The organism is Pseudomonas koreensis, from assembly GCF_012986595.1.
Lineage (GTDB): Bacteria > Pseudomonadota > Gammaproteobacteria > Pseudomonadales > Pseudomonadaceae > Aquipseudomonas > Aquipseudomonas koreensis.
The window spans coordinates 457,535-475,727 of record NZ_JAAQYM010000002.1 but is presented as its reverse complement, the minus strand read 5'-3'; the positions used below and the strand labels follow the sequence as shown (position 1 = coordinate 475,727).

The window sequence follows — 18,193 nt, the reverse complement described above, 5'->3', positions numbered from 1 at the left end:
CTGCTAGTGTCCGTGAAGCTCCGCTATTCAGAAATGACAGAAAAGCGGCTCCCGGATCGATTCAGGTAAAGAGGACAAGAACAATGCAACCTGATTTCTGGAATGACAAACGCCCCGCCGGCGTACCGCTGGACATCGACATGGGCGAGTTCAAGTCGGTGATCGAGGTGTTTGAGCGTTCCTGCAAGAAGTTCGCGGACCGTCCGGCGTTCAGCAACATGGGCGTGACCCTGACCTACGCCGAACTGGAGCGCTACAGCGCGGCGTTCGCCGGTTACCTGCAAGCCCACACCGATCTGGTGCCGGGGGATCGCATCGCGGTGCAGATGCCCAATGTCCTGCAATATCCGATTGCCGTGTTCGGCGCCTTGCGCGCCGGGCTGATCGTGGTCAACACCAACCCGCTGTACACCGCGCGCGAGATGCGCCACCAGTTCAAGGATTCCGGTGCCCGGGCGCTGGTGTACCTGAACATGTTCGGGCAGAAGGTCCAGGAAGTGCTGCCCGACACGGACCTGCAATACGTGATCGAAGCGAAGATGGGCGACCTGATGCCCACCGCCAAGGGCTGGCTGGTCAACACTGTGGTCAGCAAAGTGAAGAAAATGGTCCCGGCGTACTCGCTGCCCCAGGCGATCTCGTTCAAGACTGCGCTGCGCATGGGCCGCGGCCTGGGCATCAAGCCGCTGAAGGTCGGCCTCGACGACATCGCCGTGTTGCAATACACCGGCGGCACCACAGGGTTGGCCAAGGGCGCGATGCTGACCCACGGCAACCTCGTGGCGAACATGCAGCAGGTGCGCGCGTGTCTCGCGCAGTTGGGGCCTGACGGTCAGCCACTGTTGCGCGAAGGGCAGGAAGTGATGGTGGCGCCGCTGCCGCTGTACCACATCTATGCCTTCACCGCGAACTGCATGTGCATGATGGTCTCAGGCAACCACAACGTGCTGATCACCAACCCGCGGGACATCGCAGGCTTCATCAAGGAACTGAAGAACTGGCGCTTCTCGGCGCTGCTCGGGCTCAACACCCTGTTCGTCGCACTGATGGATCACCCGGACTTAAAGACCCTGGATTTCTCCAGCCTCAAGCTGACCAACTCCGGTGGTACTGCGTTGGTCAAGGCCACCGCCGAGCGCTGGGAGCAGCTCACCGGTTGCCGCATCACCGAAGGTTATGGCCTGACCGAAACCTCTCCAGTGGCTTGCACCAACCCGTATGGCGACCAGTCGCGCCTGGGCACGGTCGGCCTGCCGGTGCCGGGTACGCTGCTCAAAGTCATCGATGACGAGGGCGTCGAGCAGCCGATGGGCGAGCGCGGTGAACTGTGCATCAAAGGCCCGCAGATCATGAAAGGCTACTGGCAAAAGCCCGAAGCCACCGCCGAAGTGCTGGATGCCGAGGGCTGGTTCAAGTCCGGTGACATCGCCGTGATCGACCCGGACGGTTTCGTGCGCATCGTCGATCGCAAGAAGGACATGATCATCGTCTCCGGTTTCAACGTGTACCCCAACGAGATCGAGGACGTGGTCATGGCCCACCCGAAAGTCGCCAACTGCGCGGTGATCGGCGTGCCGGACGAGCGCTCGGGCGAGGCGGTGAAGCTGTTCGTCGTGGCGCGGGAAACCGGGGTCAGCCTTGAAGAGCTCAAGGCGTACTGCAAAGAGAATTTCACCGCCTATAAAGTGCCGAAGCACATTGTGCTGCGCGAGTCGTTGCCGATGACGCCGGTCGGGAAGATTCTGCGGCGCGAGTTGCGGGACATCGCGTAGAAACCCGGAAGCGAAAAGATCGCAGCCTGCGGTAGCTCCTACAGGAAATGAGTTCCAATGTAGGAGCTGCCGAAGGCTGCGATCTTTTGCGTTCAAGGCCCGGTAAATCAAGGCTTTCAGGGTGGTATAGGATTTTTGCTCTAAAATGACTGCTGGAAAGTCTTGAGTCACTAAAGTGACCATGGAGGCCGCTTTTGGCTCTAGTCGGCCCTTGGCAAAGCTGCTACTCTCGGCGCGCTTTGTGACTTCTCGGCCTGTATAAAAGCCAGATTCACCAATACAAAACACACACCAATAATAATCGCATCAAATGCGGTGAAGAATTCGCGTTGCTGAGGAGTGGGCTTCCATGATCGAAGACTTTTGGAAGGATAAATACCCGGCTGGAATTGCTGCCGACATCAATCCAGACGAGTACCCGAATATTCAGGCAGTGTTGAAGCAATCTTGCCAACGCTTCGCCAACAAACCGGCTTTCAGCAACCTGGGCAAGACAATCACCTACGGTGAACTGTACGAATTGTCCGGTGCGTTTGCCGCGTATCTGCAACAGCATACCGACTTGCAGCCCGGTGATCGAATCGCCGTGCAACTGCCCAACGTCCTGCAGTACCCGGTCGCCGTCTTCGGTGCGATCCGCGCCGGGCTGATCGTGGTCAACACCAACCCGCTGTACACCGCGCGGGAAATGGAACACCAATTCAACGACTCCGGCGCCAAAGCCCTGGTTTGCCTGGCCAACATGGCGCACCTGGCGGAAGCCGTGGTGCCGAAAACCGGGGTCAAGCACGTCATCGTCACCGAAGTGGCCGACCTGCTGCCACCGCTCAAGCGCTTGCTGATCAACAGCGTGATCAAGTACGTGAAAAAGATGGTGCCGGCTTATCACCTGCCCAAAGCCGTCAAGTTCAACGACGTGCTGAGCAAGGGCCAGGGCCAGCCTGTGGCCGAAGCCAATCCGCACAGCAGTGATGTCGCGGTGCTGCAATACACCGGCGGCACCACCGGCGTGGCCAAGGGCGCGATGCTCACCCATCGCAACCTCGTCGCCAATATGCTGCAGTGCAAGGCGCTGATGGGCTCCAACCTCAACGAAGGCTGCGAGATCCTGATCACGCCGCTGCCGCTGTACCACATCTATGCGTTCACCTTTCATTGCATGGCGATGATGCTGATCGGCAACCACAACATCCTGATCAGCAACCCGCGCGACCTGCCGGCGATGGTCAAGGAACTGTCGAAGTGGAAGTTCAGCGGTTTCGTCGGCCTGAACACGCTGTTCGTGGCGCTGTGCAACAACGAAGGTTTCCGCAAGCTGGATTTCTCCAACCTGAAAGTCACCCTGTCCGGCGGTATGGCCCTGCAACTGGCCGCTGCCGAGCGCTGGAAAGCGGTGACCGGTTGCTCGATCTGCGAAGGTTACGGCATGACCGAAACCAGTCCGGTGGCGACGGTCAATCCGATCCAGAACATCCAGATCGGCACCATCGGCATTCCGGTGCCATCGACCCTGTGCAAAGTCATCGACGATGCCGGTGTCGAGCAGCCGATGGGCGAAATCGGCGAACTGTGCGTCAAGGGCCCGCAAGTGATGAAGGGTTACTGGCAGCGTCAGGAAGCCACCGACGAGATCCTCGACAGCGAAGGCTGGCTGAAGACCGGTGACATCGCGCTGATCCAGCCCGATGGCTACATGCGCATTGTCGATCGCAAGAAAGACATGATTCTGGTCTCCGGTTTCAACGTCTATCCGAACGAACTGGAAGACGTGCTGGCGACGCTACCGGGCGTGTTGCAGTGCGCGGCCATCGGCGTGCCGGACGAGAAATCGGGCGAGGCGATCAAGATTTTCATCGTCGCCAAGCCAGGCGTGACCCTGACCAAGGAAACCGTCATGGAGCACATGCGCGCCAACGTCACCGGTTACAAGGTGCCGCGTTCGGTGGAGTTCCGCGACGCGCTGCCGACCACCAACGTCGGCAAGATCCTGCGCCGCGAGTTGCGTGACGAAGAGCTGAAGAAGATCAAGGCGAAGAACGCCGCGTAAAACAAAAAGCCCCGCAGATGCGTAATGCTGTTCACTTAAGTCCGACACTGTGACTGTGGCGAGGGAGCTTGCTCCCGCTGGACTGCGTAGCAGTCCCTCTTTTGGGGGCCGCTTCGCGACCCAGCGGGAGCAAGCTCCCTCGCCACGGGTTTCAATTGAACGGAAAATTTCTTAAGTGAGCAGCATTACCGCAGATGCGGGGCTTTTTGTTAGTGAGGTGGGGCTTTCTTGATTAATCGTTCCCACGCTCTGCGTGGTAACGATTAGCGTACAAATCCTACTGACGGAACGGCGCAAAATTCACGTTGGTCCCCGCCGGACGCATGTCCTGCAGGTACGAATCCTTGTCCGCACTCAGCTCCAGGCTCAACGCCGCCTTGCGCTTGCCTTCGTTGCGAATCACCAGGCCTTCGAGTTTTTCCCGCAGGAACACCGTCGGCACTTTCAGGTGCAGCAGTTCGTCGGTGGCCGGGGTGTGCATCAGCAGGTGAATCCACTCGTACTGACCGACGGCCAGGCGCGACACCGGCAGGTCGAACCACCAGATGTTGCGGTTGCGGTTCAGTTCGGCGAAGTGGCAGTTGTTGGTGCCGAGCACAGCGCCGCCCAGTTCCTGGTTGCGACGGGCAATGGCCTGCTTTTTATCGAGTTTCATAACATTCCTGCGGGATCTGATCGTTGGCGCACGGCGCCCATAGGTGCGCATTCTCGGGGCTTGCGGGGCAAACATAAAGCCCAACCTGCATTGCACGACGAAATGAACGGCAAAAATAAATGAAACTCGTGGCAAACCCGCCCGGTCAATCTTTACGTAATGACTTTTCCTCTTCAATGCACCAAGGAGAAACACCATGAGTAGCACTGGCGATAAAGTAAAAGGCATGGCCAACGAAGCCGTCGGCAACATCAAGCAAGGCGTCGGTAAAGCCACCGACAACACCAAGCTGCAGACCGAAGGCAAGGTTCAAGAGAAAAAAGGCGAAGCCCAGCAAGCTGTCGGCAAAGCCAAAGACGCAGTGAAGAAGACCATCGACAAGGCGTAAATCCAGCCTTGAACGAAACACAGGAACGGCCATCCAAGGATGGCCGTTTTTGTGTCAAAACCCGACGCTCATCCACGAAGGTCGCCAAGTAGGCTACCGTGATGTAAAAACGGCCCCTGAGTCGCCACGACTTCAACCTGTATTGCGGCGAAAGGAGACGCGAATGATTTTTCCAGACATGAAAGGTCTGCCCCTGCACCGGGTCATGGTGCGCACGGTCACTGAGTTCGTCGACGACGAGATGTCGACCTACGCCTCGGCGCTGGCCTACCAGATGCTGTTCTCGCTATTTCCGTTCATTCTGTTTCTGATCGCCCTGATCGGTTTCCTGCACCTGCCGGACTTCTTCACCTGGCTGCGCCTGCAATCGGAACTGGTGTTGCCGCCGCAGGCGCTGGAGCAGGTCAACCCGGTGATCGACCAGTTGCAGCAGTCCAAGGGTGGTCTGCTCTCGGTCGGTATCGTCATCGCCCTGTACACCGCGTCTGCCGGCGTGCGCCTGATGATGAGCGCGATGAACGCCGCTTACGATGTGGTCGAAGGCCGGCCGATCTGGAAGCGCTTTCCGTTGTCGGTGTTCTACACCATCGGCATTGCCGGCATGTTGCTGGTGGCCGCGGCGCTGATGGTGCTCGGGCCGCAGGTGATGGGCTGGATTGCTGCGCAGGTAGGGCTCGAAGACTTTATTGTCACCGTCTGGACGATTGCCCGTTGGCCGGTGATCGTGATTCTGATGATGGTCGCCGTGGCACTGATCTACTACGTGATGCCCGACGTCAAACAGGAATTCCGTTTCATCACCCCCGGCTCGGTGCTGGCCGTGGTGGTGTGGATCGTCGCTTCGTTGGGTTTTGCGTTTTACGTCAAGACGTTCGCCAACTACAACGCGATGTATGGCAGCATCGGAGCGATCATCGTGCTGTTGCTGTATTTCTACATTTCGTCGGCGGTGCTGCTGCTCGGTGCCGAGATGAATGCGGTGATCGAACACATGTCCAGCGAGGGCAAGGACGAGGGCGAGAAAGTCCCCGGCGAACTCGATGAGCATCCCAAACAACATGTCTCTGGCCTGGGGCGTGACCACTCGCTCAAGCCGGACACTGACGAAGTCTGACCATGATCCGTGAAATCCTCAAAATGGGCGACGAACGCCTGCTGCGCATCGCCCCGCCGGTACCGCCGGAAATGTTCGACAGCCCCGAGCTGTGGCAACTGATCGATGACATGTTCCAGACCATGGAAAGCGTCGGTGGCGTCGGCCTGGCTGCGCCGCAGATCGGGGTTGACCTGCAATTGGTGATCTTCGGTTTCGAGCACAGCGAACGCTACCCCGACGCCGAAGCGGTGCCGCAGACCATCCTGATCAATCCGCTGATCACCCCGCTGAGTCCGCTGACCGAAGAGGGTTTCGAAGGCTGTCTGTCGGTGCCCGGCCTGCGTGGCGCGGTGGATCGTTATCAGCAGATTCGCTACGAAGGCTTCGATCCCAAGGGCGAGCCGATCGTGCGCGTGGCGTCGGGCTTTCATGCACGGGTGGTGCAGCACGAGTGCGATCACCTGATCGGCCGTCTGTATCCGTCGCGCATTACTGATTTCAGCAAGTTCGGCTTTACCGAAGTGATGTTCCCGGATCTCGATCCCACAGCCGACGATTAAGCAAAATCAAAAGATCGCAGCCTGCAGCAGCGCCTACAGAGATCGGTGCAGGGGCTGCCGCAGGCTGCGATTTTTTGATCTTCAAACAAGCCCCATCGCAATCATCGGCTTGCTCCGCGCATACCGGCTCAACCGCTCGGCCAGCGCGTAGGGCAGGGCAGGGTCGAAGCTGAAACCGCGCCGCTCATAGAATCCGCGCAAATCCGGATGGCAGAACAGCCACACCGGTTCTTGCAAATCCTGCACCGCCGCCGTGATCAACTGCCCGGCAATCCCTTGCTCACGGCAACCCGGATCGACAAACAACCCGGTCAGCCAATACCCGCCCGCCACCGGCCGCAAGCACAACGCGGCGACGATCTCTTCGCGCCGTGCCACCCACAGTTGCGCATCGCGCACCGCCTTCATCGACGATTGGTGGCAGCGGTAAAACTTGTTCATCAACGGCCATAGAGACGCGTCGAGCTGGCTGTACTGGGTATCGGGCATGGGATCGGACTGGCGGCGGGCAAAGCGCCGATTATAAAAGAACGGGCGACGCAGGATAGGTGTATACCTGAACCTACATCCCTGTGAGTGGAGTACGCATCATGTCCAAAGGTATGGATTCAAAGAAAGCCGCGAAGAAGAAACCGGCCAAGACCGCTATTGAAAAACGTGCAGAGAAGAAGGCCAAGAAGGTCGATATTTTCGGTCATTGATCACGTCCCTCGGGAGCCCGGTTCTCGGGCTCCCGCCTCAGCGAAAAATAATCTGCAAGATTGCGCGGGCTCGTTGCACAGAAGGGGAAGATTCCCGTTCCGAGCGACGCCATGTCCCATTACTTCGACGCCGATCATCGGCAACAGATCGAAACCCTGCGCCAACGTTTCACTGCCCGTACCGAATGGCCGACCTGGTTGCTGTTGATCGGCGTCTACGCCGGCTGGTTCGCCATCCTGCTCAACAGCCAGTGGCTCGGCCGTGGCGTGAGCACATTGGTGCTGATTCCGCTTCTGGTGTTGTGGCTGTCGGTGCAGCATGAGTTGCTGCACGGTCATCCGACGCGCTGGACAGGGGTCAACAAACTGCTCGGCTACGCGCCCTTTGCGGTGTGGTATCCGTACACGCTTTACCGTGACAGCCATCTGTTGCATCACCGCGATGAAGACCTGACCGTGCCCGGTGTCGATCCGGAAAGCCGTTACCTGACCGCGTCGCGCTGGCAGGGCAGTTCGCTGTTCGAGCGCAGCCTGCACTGGCTGAACAAAACCGTGCTCGGCCGTTTCGCGATTGGCGCGCCGCTGGCGTTACTGGCGCTGGCCGCCGAAGCGTGGCGACGCTTGAAGAACGGCGAGCGCCAAGCCTGGCGGATGTGGCTGACCCACGGCGCATTCACCCTGTTGATGCTGTGGTTCATCGCGCGCTTCAGCGTGTTGCCGGTCTGGCACTACCTGCTGCTGATCAGTGTGCCGGCGCTGTCGATTGCGATGATTCGCTCCTACTATGAACACCGCCCGCATGCACAACCGGAGCAGCGCACCGTGCTCAATGAGGCCGGCTGGCCGTGGCGCTGGCTGTTTCTGAACCTGAATTTTCATCTGGTGCATCACGACTTGCCGGGGCTGGCGTGGTACGACTTGCCCAAGGCCTACCGGATGCGCCGCGCGCAATGGGTGGCGCGCAGCGGCGGGTTTCTGGTGCAGGGCTATGGGCAGTTGTGGCGGCAGAACGTGTTCAAACCGATCGACAGTCCGCAGCACCCCTTTCACTAATCTCAAGAACACCGCCGCACCCACAGGGTTATTGATTTGCAGGGATACCGGGTATGCCCCAACACCTCACCGAACTGCTGATGTACACCGCCCCCGAGCCCATCCACGCGGCCAACGAGCAGTGGATCGCGCGCATCCTCGAACACCTCGGCCATTCGCGGCTGAATGCCGAAGGCCTGTCGCTGCCCGAACTCTGGTTATCCCCCGATCTACTTATCACGCAAACCTGCGGCTATCCGCTGATGACCTTGCTGCGCGGTCAGGTGCGGATCGTCGGGCGGCCCCGCTACGAACTGCCTGACGCCAGTGCCGGCAATCACTGCAGCCTGATCCTCAGTCGTGCAGACGATGCACGCCGAACCCTGGCGGACTTTCGCGGCAGCCGTGGGGTGATCAACAGTGACGACTCCAACAGTGGCATGAATCTGTTGCGTCAGCGTCTGGCGCCGTTGCAGCACGACGGGCAGTTCTTCGCCACGCTCGGCCTCAGCGGGGCGCACCGTGAGAGTCTGCGCTGGCTGCGTGAAGATCGCGCCGATCTCGCAGCCATCGACAGCGTGACCTATGCGTACCTTGCGCAATATGCCCCTCAGGAGGTCAGTGGATTGCGGGTTGTGGCGCGCAGCGCGTTCAGCCCGACCTTGCCTTTTATCACCGTCGCTACTGCCACTGATGAGCAGATCGAAAAATTGCGCCGGGTGATGAATCAGGCGTTGCGTGAGCTGCCGGATGTTGCACAGACGTTGGGATTGCCTGAGGTGCTGGTCGCCAGCGAAAGCGATTATCAGATTGTGCTCGACTATCAACATGAGGCGGAAGAGTCGGGCTATGGTCGCTTGCGCTAAAAGATCGCAGCCTTCGGCAGCTCCTACAGGTTGACCGCATTCCAATGCAGGAGCAGCCGAAGGCTGCGATCTTTGGCTCTTATATCTCCAAAAAGAATATAAAAATGAAATATAAATATTATTAATGCATAAGGCGCCTTGCTAGGATCGCGCCACCGGATCACCGGACATTCAGCGACCCCTTACCCAGGAGCCCCTATGTCCGGCGCCGATTCCTCCCATCGCCACACCGTTGACGGCCTGTTCCGCGCCCACTACCACTGGCTGCGCAATTACCTGCGGCGCCAACTGCAAGACACGCCAAGTGCTGAAGACCTGACCTGCGAAACCTTCGCCCAACTGCTCGAAGCGCCCGCACTGACCGCCATCCGCGAGCCCCGCGCCTTGCTCACCACCATCGCCCAGCGCCTGCTTTATCAGCATTGGCGGCGTGCCGATCTGGCGCGGCGCTATGCGCAGCAGTTCGAGGCCGAGTGTGCCGCGTCGCCGGAAGAACTCACGCAGCAGAGACAGACCCTGAGCCGCCTCGACCGCAGCCTGCAGCGCCTGCCCGGCAAGGTCCGCTCGACCTTTTTGCTGGCGCGGATCGATGGCCTGACCTACCCGCAAATCGCCGCCGAACTGGGCATCTCGCAACGGTCGGTCAGCGTTTACATGAGCCGTTCCCAGGCCCTGTGCGATCGCCACAGCGCCAATCAAATCCTGACAGACAAGAGGTCCGCATGAGATCGATCAAAATCCTGCTCGGCAGTTCGCTGCTGGCGCTGAGCCTGAGCGTCGGCGCTGTTTCGGCGGCGGAGAAAACCGCGCCGATCCACTTTGGTGACATCACCTGGGAGAGCGGCAGTTTCATCACCGAAGTGCTGCGCCTGATCGTCGAAAAAGGCTACGGCTACCCGACCGATACGCTGCCGGGCAGCACCGTCAGCCTGGAAGCGGCGCTGGCGAAAAACGATATCCAGGTGATCGGCGAGGAATGGGCCGGGCGCAGTCCGGCGTGGGTCAAGGCCGCGGCTGAAGGCAAGGTGTTCGGCCTCGGCGATACGGTCAAAGGCGCGACCGAAGGCTGGTGGGTGCCGGAATACGTGATCAAGGGCGACCCCGAACGCGGGATCAAACCGTTGGCCCCGGAGCTGAAATCGGTGGCCGACCTGCCGCGCTACAAAGATGTGTTCCGCGACCCGGAAGACCCGAGCCGCGGACGCTTCCTCAACAGCCCGACCGGCTGGACCTCGGAGATCGTCAACAGCCAGAAGCTCAAGGCCTACGCGCTGAACGACAGCTACGTCAACTTCCGCACCGGCTCCGGCGCAGCCCTGGATGCCGAGGTCGCGTCGTCGATCAAGCGTGGCAAACCGGTGCTGTTCTACTACTGGTCGCCGACGCCGCTGCTCGGTCGATTCAAACTGGTGAAGCTCGAAGAACCGCCGTTCGATGCCGAAGCCTGGAAGACCCTGGCCGATGCCAACAACCCCAATCCCAAGGGCACCCGCTCGATGCCGGCGAGTCTGGCGATCGGGGTGTCGGCGCCGTTCAAGGCGCAATACCCGGAGCTGGTGACGTTCTTTGAAAAGGTCGATTTGCCGATTGATCTGCTGAACCGCACGCTGGCCGGAATGAGCGAAAAACGCCAGCCACCGCGGCAGGTCGCCGAAGCGTTTTTGCGCGAACAGCCGCAGGTGTGGCAGGCGTGGGTGCCGGGGGAGGTGGCGAGCAAGGTGACGGCGGGGCTTTGAGTTTCAACTGTTTGATCTGCGTTGTTTGAACGGACGCCTTCGCGAGCAGGCTCGCTCCCACACTGGATTTTTGACGTGCACAAATCCCTGTGGGAGCGAGCCTGCTCGCGAATGATTTGCCGACTTACGCCGCTTCCGCCGCCAACGCCGCCATCACGCTCGGCCGCTGCTCAATCCGCGCTTGAAACCGCGCCAACGCCGGCCACTGCGCCAGTTCGATGCCAAACAACCCGGCCCAGCGCAGCACCACAAACAGCAACGCATCGGCCACGCTGAAGCCGCTTGGCAGCAGATAGTCGTGCTGCTCCAGCGCCGTCACCAGCACGGCAAAACGCCTGAACAACTTTTCCTTGATCACCTCGGCCGGCAGGCGCTCGTCGAACAGCGCGCCGAGTCCGCCGTGAATCTCGCTCGAGATGAAATTCAACCACTCCTGCAGACGCAGCCGTTCGAAACTGCCGGGTGCTGGAGCCAGCCCCGATAGCGGTTGCAGATCCGCCAGATACTGCAGGATCACCGGGCCTTCGGTCAGCACCGCGCCGTTGTCCAGTTGCAGGGCGGCGACGTAGCCCTTGGGGTTGATTGCGAGGAAGTCTTCGCCGCTGGCGGTGCGTTTGCTGCGGTTGTCGACGCGAATCAGTACGAAGGGCAACTTCAGTTCGCGCAGGACAATGTGCGGCGCCAGCGAACAGGCTTGCGGGGCGTAATACAGCTTCATCGGCAGCTCTCTGGTGGGGATTTGGCGCCAGTGTCATAGTGCGAAGCACCCTCGGTAAAATTAATCTTTCAGAAAGCAGCCATAAGGACAGCTACTGGCATGATGAACCTGATGCATTGGCGGCTGGTGGTCGCCGTGGCTGATCACGGCAACATCACCCGCGCGGCCGAACGGGTCGGCATGACGCAGTCCGGCGCCAGTCAGGCGCTGGCGCTGATGGAGGAAACCCTCGGCGTGCAACTGTTCAGTCGCGAGAGCCGGCAGACCCTGCCCACCGCCATCGGCCTGCCAGTGATCGAACAGGCGCGGGTCATGCTCGGTGCGCTTCAAACCATTCGCCAGACTGTCGATAGCGTGCGTCCAATGCTGCGCGGGACGATCCGGCTGGCGAGTTTCCCCATGGTGCTGGCGAGTTTTCTGCCGCCGCTGCTGCGCCAGTTCAATCGGCTGTACCCAGGCATCGAAGTGGTGGCGCTGGAGGTCAGCGACGACGAGGTCGAAACCCTGTTGGCTGCCGGTCTGGTGGACATTGGCGTGGTGCTCAACCCGGCCCCCGAGCGCAATGCCGGGCCGTTGGGGCGCGATGCCTGGGTGGCGGTGGTGCCGGCGGGGCACCCGCTCGCGCTGCGAGGAACCGAGCAGGGCGTCAGCCTGCGAGAGCTGGCGGCATTGCCGTTTGTGCTGGCGACCGGCGGTTGCTCGACCCACGCCCGCAGTCTCGCCGCTGAAGCCGGATTGCCGTTGCAGGATGTGCGGGTCGAGGTGCGCGAATGGAGCAGCGCGTTCACCCTGGTTCGGGAAAATCTCGGCGTGACCCTGGTGCCGGAAATGACCTTGCCGGCCGACAGACAGGGACTGCGCGTGATCGCCCTGTCGCCACCCATCGAACGGGTGTTTTCGCTGGTGCTGCCAGCGGGGCAGGCGGCTTCACCGGCGGTGCAGGCGCTGTTGGATCTGGTGGCGGATACGGCTCGCGCAACGATCCGCTGAACCGATTCTTGTGCGAAAAGTGCCAGATACTGGCCGACTAGTGGCCTTGCACTAGGCTTTGCGCTGGCTATGCTGAGCTGTACTAACCATGTCGATCGTCATCGGTTAGCCGTGATTCAACGCTGCCAGAGTGCGCATTCAAAGGCACCGGACACTGAACCAACAAGGAGCTGTTTTGACATGGAAGTTCTTCTACGCGTTAGGGCTGGCCCGTTCGCGGGCTATCAAGAGAAGGATGTCTTGATTAGAGCGTCGTTACATGGACTCTCGGATTAAACATCATTTATCACCTGACAACTTCCTCCTGTGGAGGAATGCGTGTGCCTGTTCTGTGGAACGTAGTGGTGGATTCTGAAAGACCTGAACTTTCATCAAATCAAAAGACCGCGCGGAAGGTGATACAACCATGTTCAACCTACATCACAAGGCTGACCTGCAGGAAATCGAGCGTTTCAGCTGCGCCTTGACCGAAGCCAACGCCAAGCTCGAAGCGATCAGCCGCTCGATGGCAATGATCGAGTTCACCCCCGAAGGCATTGTTCTGGATGCCAATGAAAACTTTTGCAGGACCATGGGTTACAGCGCCGAAGAAGTGCGCGGCAAACATCACCGGGTGTTTTGTGAGGAGGCGTATTACCGCAGTGAGGAATACGCCAGGTTATGGCGCGACCTGGCCCGGGGAGAGCCGATCAGCGGCACGTTTCTGCGCTTGAACAAAAGCGGCAAGGAGATCTGGCTCGAAGCCAGTTACATGCCGGTGTATGGCGCCGACAAACAAGTCAAAAGTGTGATCAAGGTGGCGTCGGACATCACCGCACGGGTCAACAAGGAACACGAAGAAGAAAGCATGCTGGCGGCGATCAGTCGCTCGATGGCGGTGATCGAGTTCACCCCGGAAGGTAACGTGATTACCGCCAACGACAACTTTCTGAAAACGATGCAGTACTCGCTCAACGAAATCGTTGGCCATCACCACAGTATGTTCTGTCACCGTTCCGAATCCGAATCGGCGCAGTACAAGGCATTTTGGGCGTCACTTAATCGCGGCGAATATCACTCGCACCGTTTCGAGCGCAAGAACAAGTCCGGGCAAATGGTTTATCTCGAAGCCTCGTACAACCCGCTGTTCGATACCAAGGGCCGCTTGTACAAGGTCGTGAAGTTCGCCAGCGACATCACACAGCAGATGACTACGCTGCAGAACGCTGCGGAATCGGCTCACAGCACCTCGGTGCAAAACGACGCCTGCGCGCAAAAAGGTTCGCAGGTCGTGCAGCAAACGGTGCAGATCATTCAGGACATTTCCCGCGACCTCAACGAAGCGGCGCTGAGCATCGATGCGGTGAGCAAACAGTCGGACATCATCGGCACCATCGTCCAGACCATTCGCGGCATCGCCGACCAGACCAACCTGCTGGCGCTCAACGCGGCCATCGAGGCCGCCAGGGCCGGCGAGCACGGGCGCGGGTTTGCGGTGGTGGCGGATGAAGTGCGCAGCCTTGCCGCGCGTACCAGTCAGGCGACGCTGGAGATTGTCGAAGTGGTGCGCAAAAACCATGACCTGTCACTGAGTGCGGTGTCGAGCATGCAGTCCAGTCTGAGCCGCACCGGGCTGGGGGTGGAGCTGGCGAACGAGGCGGGTGAGGTGATCCTGGAAATTCAGCAAGGATCACGGCATGTGGTGGATGCGATCGGGCAGTTCAATGCGACGCTGCAACTGAACTAGCGACTACGTCAAACAACTGCAGGAGTGAGCCTGCTCGCGATTGCGGTGCGTCAGTCACTGGATAAGTAACTGATGTATCGCTATCGCGAGCAGGCTCACTGCTGCATTGGGTTTCATGCAGCCTTCAGATCAAAGCGCCGCGAGAAACTTGTCCGCCAGCTTGTCGCTGTCCTTGACGTCATTGACGTTGGCTTTCTCCGACTGCGCCAGCTGCATCTTGTCCTGCAAACGCTCGGCGATCTCTTTGCCGATGGCCAGTTGTTTCTCCGGCGGCATGGCTTTGATGTCGTCTTCGGTGATGCCCATGCTCTGAAGGATGCTGTCGCGCAGGCGTTGCTCCGGCGACTTGCTCATGTAGTCCTTGAACGCATCGGTGGCCGAGGTGCCGGTGGTGCTGCCGGCGGCCGTGGCATCGGTGGTTTGCAGACCGACCCGGGTCTTGGCGAAGGCTTCGTCGACGTTATCGCTGATACGCGCGGCGGCAGCCACCTGTTGGGTGGCGATCTGCGTGGCCGAATCCTGGACCGTGGAGGTCGCATCGGTGGCTTGCGACTGGGCCTGATTCTGCAGCGATTGCAGCATGGCGCCGTGCAGGCCGCTCTGCAGACCGGCAGCGGCGGTCGTGGTCGCGTCGTCCGCCAGCCGCTTGGGCAGGTGGATGAGTTGCTGCTGTTTGGCACTGACCAACATCATGATGGGGACCTATGAATAATTGCTGACGGGCATATCGGAGCAATTACCGTGCCTTTGTAGAAAGTCTTTTATTTTCAATGGGTTGATGATTTCGCCTGCCGGGCGTAGCGGTCATCCCTTGCCGTCCAGCGGCAGAGGATGACCGTGGCAGACGTCAGCGATGGGCAATGTTTTCCAGCGCCAGGTTGCGCGTGCGCGGGCCGAAATAACCGATGGTCAGCATCACGATCAGCATGCTGCTGACGATAAACGCCAGCACCCCGGGCGTGCCGAAGTTATCCAGAAACAGCCCGATCAGCAGGCTGCTGAACACCGTCGACAAACGGCTGAACGAATAGCAGAAGCCCACCGCCCGGGCGCGGATGTTGGTCGGGAACAGTTCGCTCTGGTACGAGTGATAACTGAAGCTCAGCCAGGCATTGCAGAAGGTGATCATCACCCCGCAGAAGATCAGGCCGAAGGCGCTGGTCTGTAGGGCGAACAAGGTGCCGAAAGTCATGGCGCCGAGGGCCGAGCCGACGATCTGCCATTTGTTCTCGAAACGGTTGGCGAACTTGACGAACAGCAACGGCCCGAGCGGGTAGGCAAGGGTGATGATGAACGCGTACATCAGGCTGTGGGTGACGCTCACGCCCTGGCCGGACAGCAGCGCCGGCAGCCAGTTGCCAAAGCCGAAAAACCCAATCGCCTGGAACACGTGAAACACGATTAGCATCAACGCCCGACGCCGATACGGCGGTTGCCAGATATCGGCGAAGCGGCCCTTGCCCTCGACATCCACGGGCACCGCTTCCGGAGCGTCCAGCGGTTGACGGTGATCCTTCTCGCAGCGGACTTCGATGTCGTCGAGAATCCTGTTCGCTTCATCGAACCGCCCATGCTGCGCCAGCCAGCGCGGCGACTCCGGCAGGCGCTTGCGCAGCCACCAGATAAACAGCGCAAACACCGCACTCGCCAGCACCACCCAACGCCAGCCGGAGACACCGAACGGCGCCTGTGGCACCAGCCACCACGACATCAACGCCACCGCCGGCACTGACAGAAACTGCACGAAAAACGCAAAGGCAAACGCCGAACTGCGCATGCGCTTGGGCACCAGTTCCGAGAGGTAGGCGTCGATGGTCACCAGTTCGATACCGAGGCCGATGCCCACCAGAAAGCGCATGCAGATGATCCCCAGTGCCGAGCTTTGAATGCCCATCAGCACCGTGGCCACCGTGTACCAGACCAGGGCAAAGGTGAAGATCGCGCGCCGACCGAAACGATCGGCCAACGGGCTCAGCAGGCTGGCGCCGAGGAACAGGCCCAGGAAGGTCGCCGAAGCAAACGCCGCCTGATCGGAGAAACCGAACACGCCCTGATTGCCGGTGGCAAAGATCCCGTCGCGGATCAGCCCGGGGCTGATGTAGGCAGTCTGGAACAAATCGTAGAGCTCGAAGAAGCCGCCGATCGACAACAGCGCCACCAGCCGCCAGATCGTGGCGACGGCAGGGAGGCGGTCGATGCGGGCGGAAATCTCGGCGGCGCGTATCGGGTCAATGCCATCGCGTTGCGCGGCGGCAGGGGCGTGAGCAGTCATGGGGCGGGTCCATTTTTTATTGATGGAAAAGCTTAGCCTGCTATCGGAGTTAACGGGTTGTGAATATCGGCGGTTTGCCCGGAAAAACCGCCGATTTCTTGCAATAACTGCTTACATGTTAACGATTTATGCCGCAGCGGCCGAATCTGGCAGCGCCGAGGCCGGCAAGCCGAAGACGCGATCGAACAGCCAGTTGAAGGCGAACGTGTAGCACGGGATGAAAATGATCAGCGCCAGATCCAGCAGAAACGCCTGCACCAGGCTGATGTTCATCCACCACGCGATCAACGGGATCAGGAACACGATCAGCGTCAGTTGAAAGCCGACCGCGTGGGCAATGCGCCGTTTGACCGTACGCGTGCGCGACTGCTGGCGGCTTTCCCAGTGCTCGAACAGCGAGGTGTAGATGAAGTTCCAGGTCACGGCGATGGTGGTGATGATCACCGCCAATGGGCCGGTGCTGCCCGGCGAGGTGCCGGAGAGCAGCGCCAGACCGAGGGCGGAGAAGGTCATGCCGATCACTTCGTAGAGCGACACGTAGACCAGTTTGCGTTTGACGCCTTGCATGGGGATTTGCCTCTGTTTGCAATCGATGGCCAGCGGGACTGGCGGAGGCGGCGAAAGATAGCTTCAATAGCGGTGACAGAAAAAGTCAGTAGCTTTCAGTTTTGGTGATAGGTGGTGGTGTGAATTTCAACAGCGACAGCATCGAATTGTTTCTTGCGGTGATCGAACGCGGCTCGTTTTCCGCGGCAGCCCGGGCGCTGGGTCGGGTGCCGTCGGCGGTCAGCATGGGCATCGGCAACCTGGAAGCGGAGCTTGGATATCCGCTGTTCGACCGTAGCCATCGCGAACCACAGCCGACGGCCATGGCGCTGTCACTGGTGCCCCATGCACGGCTGATTGCCGAGCAGCTCAAGCAATTGCAAGTGCACGCGGTGGAGCTGTCGCTGGGACTGGAGAGCAAACTGTCGATTGGCGTGGTGGCGGATATCGACCGACGCCGCTTGCTCGCCGCGATCAAAGTCATCGCCGAGCGCCATCCGCTGCTCGACATCGAAGTGCTGACCGCACCGCAGGACGACGTGCTGGCGATGCTGCACAGTGGGCGCGTCAGCGTCTGTCTGGCGTTTGCCGGGTTGAGCATGAACGTGCTGGAGCGTTTTCAGTTTGTCGGCAGCGAACGGATGATCGCCACGCTGGCGGCGGACAGTCCGTTGTTGCAGGGGCAGGATCTGTTTCTTGAAGACCTGGTGCACGTGCGGCAGATTGTCGTCGCCAGCCGGGATTTGCCGATCAGCGAAACCCGGTCGCTGGTGGCCGAATCCCACTGGCGCACCGACACCCTGGAAGCGGCGCTGGAGATGGTCGAGGCCGGACTGGGCTGGGGCAATTTTCCGTTGTCAGTGGTGCAGCCGTGGCTGGACAGCGGACGCTTGAAACGGCTGAATTTCCGCAACATCGAGAATGGGTTGGTGTTGCCGGTGCATGCGGTGTGGCTGAAGAGCCAGCCACTGCAGAAGGGCGCGTTGGCCCTCGTCGAATTGCTCGGTCACTAAGCCCAACACAAACCCCCTGTAGGAGTGAGCCTGCTCGCGATAGCGTTGTGTCAGGCGATGCAGGTGTTGAATGAC

Annotated in this window: 18 protein-coding genes and 1 pseudogene; 13 read left to right on the top strand and 6 right to left on the bottom strand. The window is 60.1% G+C overall.

What is annotated here, in order from left to right:
* Positions 1–83 precede the first annotated feature (83 nt).
* Together fadD2 and fadD1 are read left to right on the top strand one after the other, a co-directional pair.
* On the top strand, positions 84–1,772 hold the full coding sequence (fadD2, locus tag HBN98_RS07350) for a long-chain-fatty-acid--CoA ligase FadD2 (RefSeq protein WP_083368113.1): 1,689 nt from the start codon (positions 84–86) through the stop codon (positions 1,770–1,772).
* A gap of 349 nt (positions 1,773–2,121) precedes the next feature.
* Complete coding sequence (fadD1, locus tag HBN98_RS07345) at positions 2,122–3,819, top strand: long-chain-fatty-acid--CoA ligase FadD1 (protein ID WP_083368114.1); 1,698 nt, start codon at positions 2,122–2,124, stop codon at positions 3,817–3,819.
* 277 nt (positions 3,820–4,096) lie between these two features.
* Here fadD1 and HBN98_RS07340 read toward each other — a convergent pair whose 3' ends face one another.
* Positions 4,097–4,474, bottom strand: coding sequence for a hypothetical protein (locus HBN98_RS07340; protein WP_041068691.1), 378 nt, complete (start codon positions 4,472–4,474; stop codon positions 4,097–4,099).
* Positions 4,475–4,670: 196 nt separating this feature from the next.
* Between HBN98_RS07340 and HBN98_RS07335 the strand changes: the two genes are divergently transcribed.
* The 3 genes from HBN98_RS07335 (at position 4,671) to def (ending at position 6,518) form a co-directional block, all read left to right on the top strand.
* Positions 4,671–4,862 carry a CsbD family protein gene (locus tag HBN98_RS07335; protein WP_064588869.1) on the top strand — a complete coding sequence of 64 codons (192 nt, stop codon included), beginning with the start codon at positions 4,671–4,673 and terminating at the stop codon, positions 4,860–4,862.
* 163 nt (positions 4,863–5,025) lie between these two features.
* Positions 5,026–5,976, top strand: coding sequence for a YihY/virulence factor BrkB family protein (locus HBN98_RS07330; protein ID WP_083368115.1), 951 nt, complete (start codon positions 5,026–5,028; stop codon positions 5,974–5,976).
* Positions 5,977–5,978: 2 nt separating this feature from the next.
* Positions 5,979–6,518, top strand: a complete 540-nt coding sequence (def, locus tag HBN98_RS07325) for a peptide deformylase (RefSeq protein WP_003227403.1) — start codon at positions 5,979–5,981, stop codon at positions 6,516–6,518.
* 81 nt (positions 6,519–6,599) lie between these two features.
* Here the strand turns inward: def and HBN98_RS07320 are convergent, their stop codons facing one another.
* Positions 6,600–7,007 carry a GNAT family N-acetyltransferase gene (locus HBN98_RS07320; protein WP_064588867.1) on the bottom strand — a complete coding sequence of 136 codons (408 nt, stop codon included), beginning with the start codon at positions 7,005–7,007 and terminating at the stop codon, positions 6,600–6,602.
* Between the two features lie 323 nt (positions 7,008–7,330).
* On the opposite strand from HBN98_RS07320, the gene HBN98_RS07315 reads away from it, so the two are divergent.
* From HBN98_RS07315 to HBN98_RS07300, 4 genes are all read left to right on the top strand, one after another.
* Positions 7,331–8,272 (top strand): fatty acid desaturase, encoded by a 942-nt coding sequence (locus tag HBN98_RS07315; RefSeq protein WP_083368116.1) that lies wholly within the window; start codon positions 7,331–7,333, stop codon positions 8,270–8,272.
* A gap of 53 nt (positions 8,273–8,325) precedes the next feature.
* The gene (locus HBN98_RS07310; RefSeq protein WP_083368117.1) at positions 8,326–9,117 is read left to right on the top strand and encodes a phosphate/phosphite/phosphonate ABC transporter substrate-binding protein; all 792 of its coding nucleotides are present in this window, start codon (positions 8,326–8,328) and stop codon (positions 9,115–9,117) included.
* Between the two features lie 198 nt (positions 9,118–9,315).
* Positions 9,316–9,843, top strand: a complete 528-nt coding sequence (locus HBN98_RS07305; RefSeq protein ID WP_083368118.1) for a sigma-70 family RNA polymerase sigma factor — start codon at positions 9,316–9,318, stop codon at positions 9,841–9,843.
* Positions 9,840–10,853 (top strand): ABC transporter substrate-binding protein, encoded by a 1,014-nt coding sequence (locus HBN98_RS07300; RefSeq protein ID WP_083368119.1) that lies wholly within the window; start codon positions 9,840–9,842, stop codon positions 10,851–10,853. The genes HBN98_RS07305 and HBN98_RS07300 overlap by 4 nt, the downstream gene beginning before the upstream one ends.
* 124 nt (positions 10,854–10,977) lie before the next feature.
* Here HBN98_RS07300 and gstA read toward each other — a convergent pair whose 3' ends face one another.
* Positions 10,978–11,571, bottom strand: a complete 594-nt coding sequence (gstA, locus tag HBN98_RS07295) for a glutathione transferase GstA (protein ID WP_083368120.1) — start codon at positions 11,569–11,571, stop codon at positions 10,978–10,980.
* A gap of 99 nt (positions 11,572–11,670) precedes the next feature.
* Between gstA and HBN98_RS07290 the strand changes: the two genes are divergently transcribed.
* The 3 genes and pseudogenes from HBN98_RS07290 to HBN98_RS28200 all read left to right on the top strand — a co-directional run bounded on the left by HBN98_RS07290 (position 11,671) and on the right by HBN98_RS28200 (position 14,287).
* The gene (locus HBN98_RS07290; RefSeq protein ID WP_083368121.1) at positions 11,671–12,561 is read left to right on the top strand and encodes a LysR family transcriptional regulator; all 891 of its coding nucleotides are present in this window, start codon (positions 11,671–11,673) and stop codon (positions 12,559–12,561) included.
* 406 nt (positions 12,562–12,967) lie between these two features.
* Positions 12,968–13,744, top strand: a pseudogene (locus HBN98_RS28205) (PAS domain-containing protein); the annotation flags it as partial.
* A gap of 3 nt (positions 13,745–13,747) precedes the next feature.
* Entirely contained in the window at positions 13,748–14,287 is a 540-nt protein-coding gene (locus tag HBN98_RS28200; protein ID WP_256214240.1) for a methyl-accepting chemotaxis protein, read from the top strand.
* Between the two features lie 129 nt (positions 14,288–14,416).
* On the opposite strand, the gene HBN98_RS07280 is transcribed toward HBN98_RS28200, so the two are convergent.
* From HBN98_RS07280 to HBN98_RS07270, 3 genes are all read right to left on the bottom strand, one after another.
* Positions 14,417–14,977: a hypothetical protein gene (locus HBN98_RS07280; RefSeq protein WP_064590067.1), complete on the bottom strand. Its 561-nt coding sequence runs from the start codon at positions 14,975–14,977 to the stop codon at positions 14,417–14,419.
* Positions 14,978–15,134: 157 nt separating this feature from the next.
* The gene (locus HBN98_RS07275; RefSeq protein WP_064588859.1) at positions 15,135–16,559 is read right to left on the bottom strand and encodes an MFS transporter; all 1,425 of its coding nucleotides are present in this window, start codon (positions 16,557–16,559) and stop codon (positions 15,135–15,137) included.
* A 126-nt stretch (positions 16,560–16,685) separates the two neighbouring features.
* Entirely contained in the window at positions 16,686–17,126 is a 441-nt protein-coding gene (locus HBN98_RS07270; RefSeq protein ID WP_064588858.1) for a PACE efflux transporter, read from the bottom strand.
* A 119-nt stretch (positions 17,127–17,245) separates the two neighbouring features.
* Between HBN98_RS07270 and HBN98_RS07265 the strand changes: the two genes are divergently transcribed.
* The gene (locus tag HBN98_RS07265) at positions 17,246–18,118 is read left to right on the top strand and encodes a LysR family transcriptional regulator (RefSeq protein ID WP_083368123.1); all 873 of its coding nucleotides are present in this window, start codon (positions 17,246–17,248) and stop codon (positions 18,116–18,118) included.
* The last annotated feature ends 75 nt before the right edge of the window (positions 18,119–18,193 follow it).

Coding starts and splice junctions, on each gene's coding strand:
- HBN98_RS28200 (WP_256214240.1), top strand. CDS start 13,748: ATGACTACGCTGCAGAACGCTGCGGAATCGGCTCACAGCACCTCGGTG.
- HBN98_RS07340 (WP_041068691.1), bottom strand. CDS start 4,474: ATGAAACTCGATAAAAAGCAGGCCATTGCCCGTCGCAACCAGGAACTG.
- HBN98_RS07330 (WP_083368115.1), top strand. CDS start 5,026: ATGATTTTTCCAGACATGAAAGGTCTGCCCCTGCACCGGGTCATGGTG.
- fadD2 (WP_083368113.1), top strand. CDS start 84: ATGCAACCTGATTTCTGGAATGACAAACGCCCCGCCGGCGTACCGCTG.
- HBN98_RS07310 (WP_083368117.1), top strand. CDS start 8,326: ATGCCCCAACACCTCACCGAACTGCTGATGTACACCGCCCCCGAGCCC.
- def (WP_003227403.1), top strand. CDS start 5,979: ATGATCCGTGAAATCCTCAAAATGGGCGACGAACGCCTGCTGCGCATC.
- HBN98_RS07315 (WP_083368116.1), top strand. CDS start 7,331: ATGTCCCATTACTTCGACGCCGATCATCGGCAACAGATCGAAACCCTG.
- gstA (WP_083368120.1), bottom strand. CDS start 11,571: ATGAAGCTGTATTACGCCCCGCAAGCCTGTTCGCTGGCGCCGCACATT.
- HBN98_RS07305 (WP_083368118.1), top strand. CDS start 9,316: ATGTCCGGCGCCGATTCCTCCCATCGCCACACCGTTGACGGCCTGTTC.
- HBN98_RS07275 (WP_064588859.1), bottom strand. CDS start 16,559: ATGACTGCTCACGCCCCTGCCGCCGCGCAACGCGATGGCATTGACCCG.
- HBN98_RS07320 (WP_064588867.1), bottom strand. CDS start 7,007: ATGCCCGATACCCAGTACAGCCAGCTCGACGCGTCTCTATGGCCGTTG.
- fadD1 (WP_083368114.1), top strand. CDS start 2,122: ATGATCGAAGACTTTTGGAAGGATAAATACCCGGCTGGAATTGCTGCC.
- HBN98_RS07280 (WP_064590067.1), bottom strand. CDS start 14,977: ATGTTGGTCAGTGCCAAACAGCAGCAACTCATCCACCTGCCCAAGCGG.
- HBN98_RS07335 (WP_064588869.1), top strand. CDS start 4,671: ATGAGTAGCACTGGCGATAAAGTAAAAGGCATGGCCAACGAAGCCGTC.
- HBN98_RS07300 (WP_083368119.1), top strand. CDS start 9,840: ATGAGATCGATCAAAATCCTGCTCGGCAGTTCGCTGCTGGCGCTGAGC.
- HBN98_RS07290 (WP_083368121.1), top strand. CDS start 11,671: ATGATGAACCTGATGCATTGGCGGCTGGTGGTCGCCGTGGCTGATCAC.
- HBN98_RS07270 (WP_064588858.1), bottom strand. CDS start 17,126: ATGCAAGGCGTCAAACGCAAACTGGTCTACGTGTCGCTCTACGAAGTG.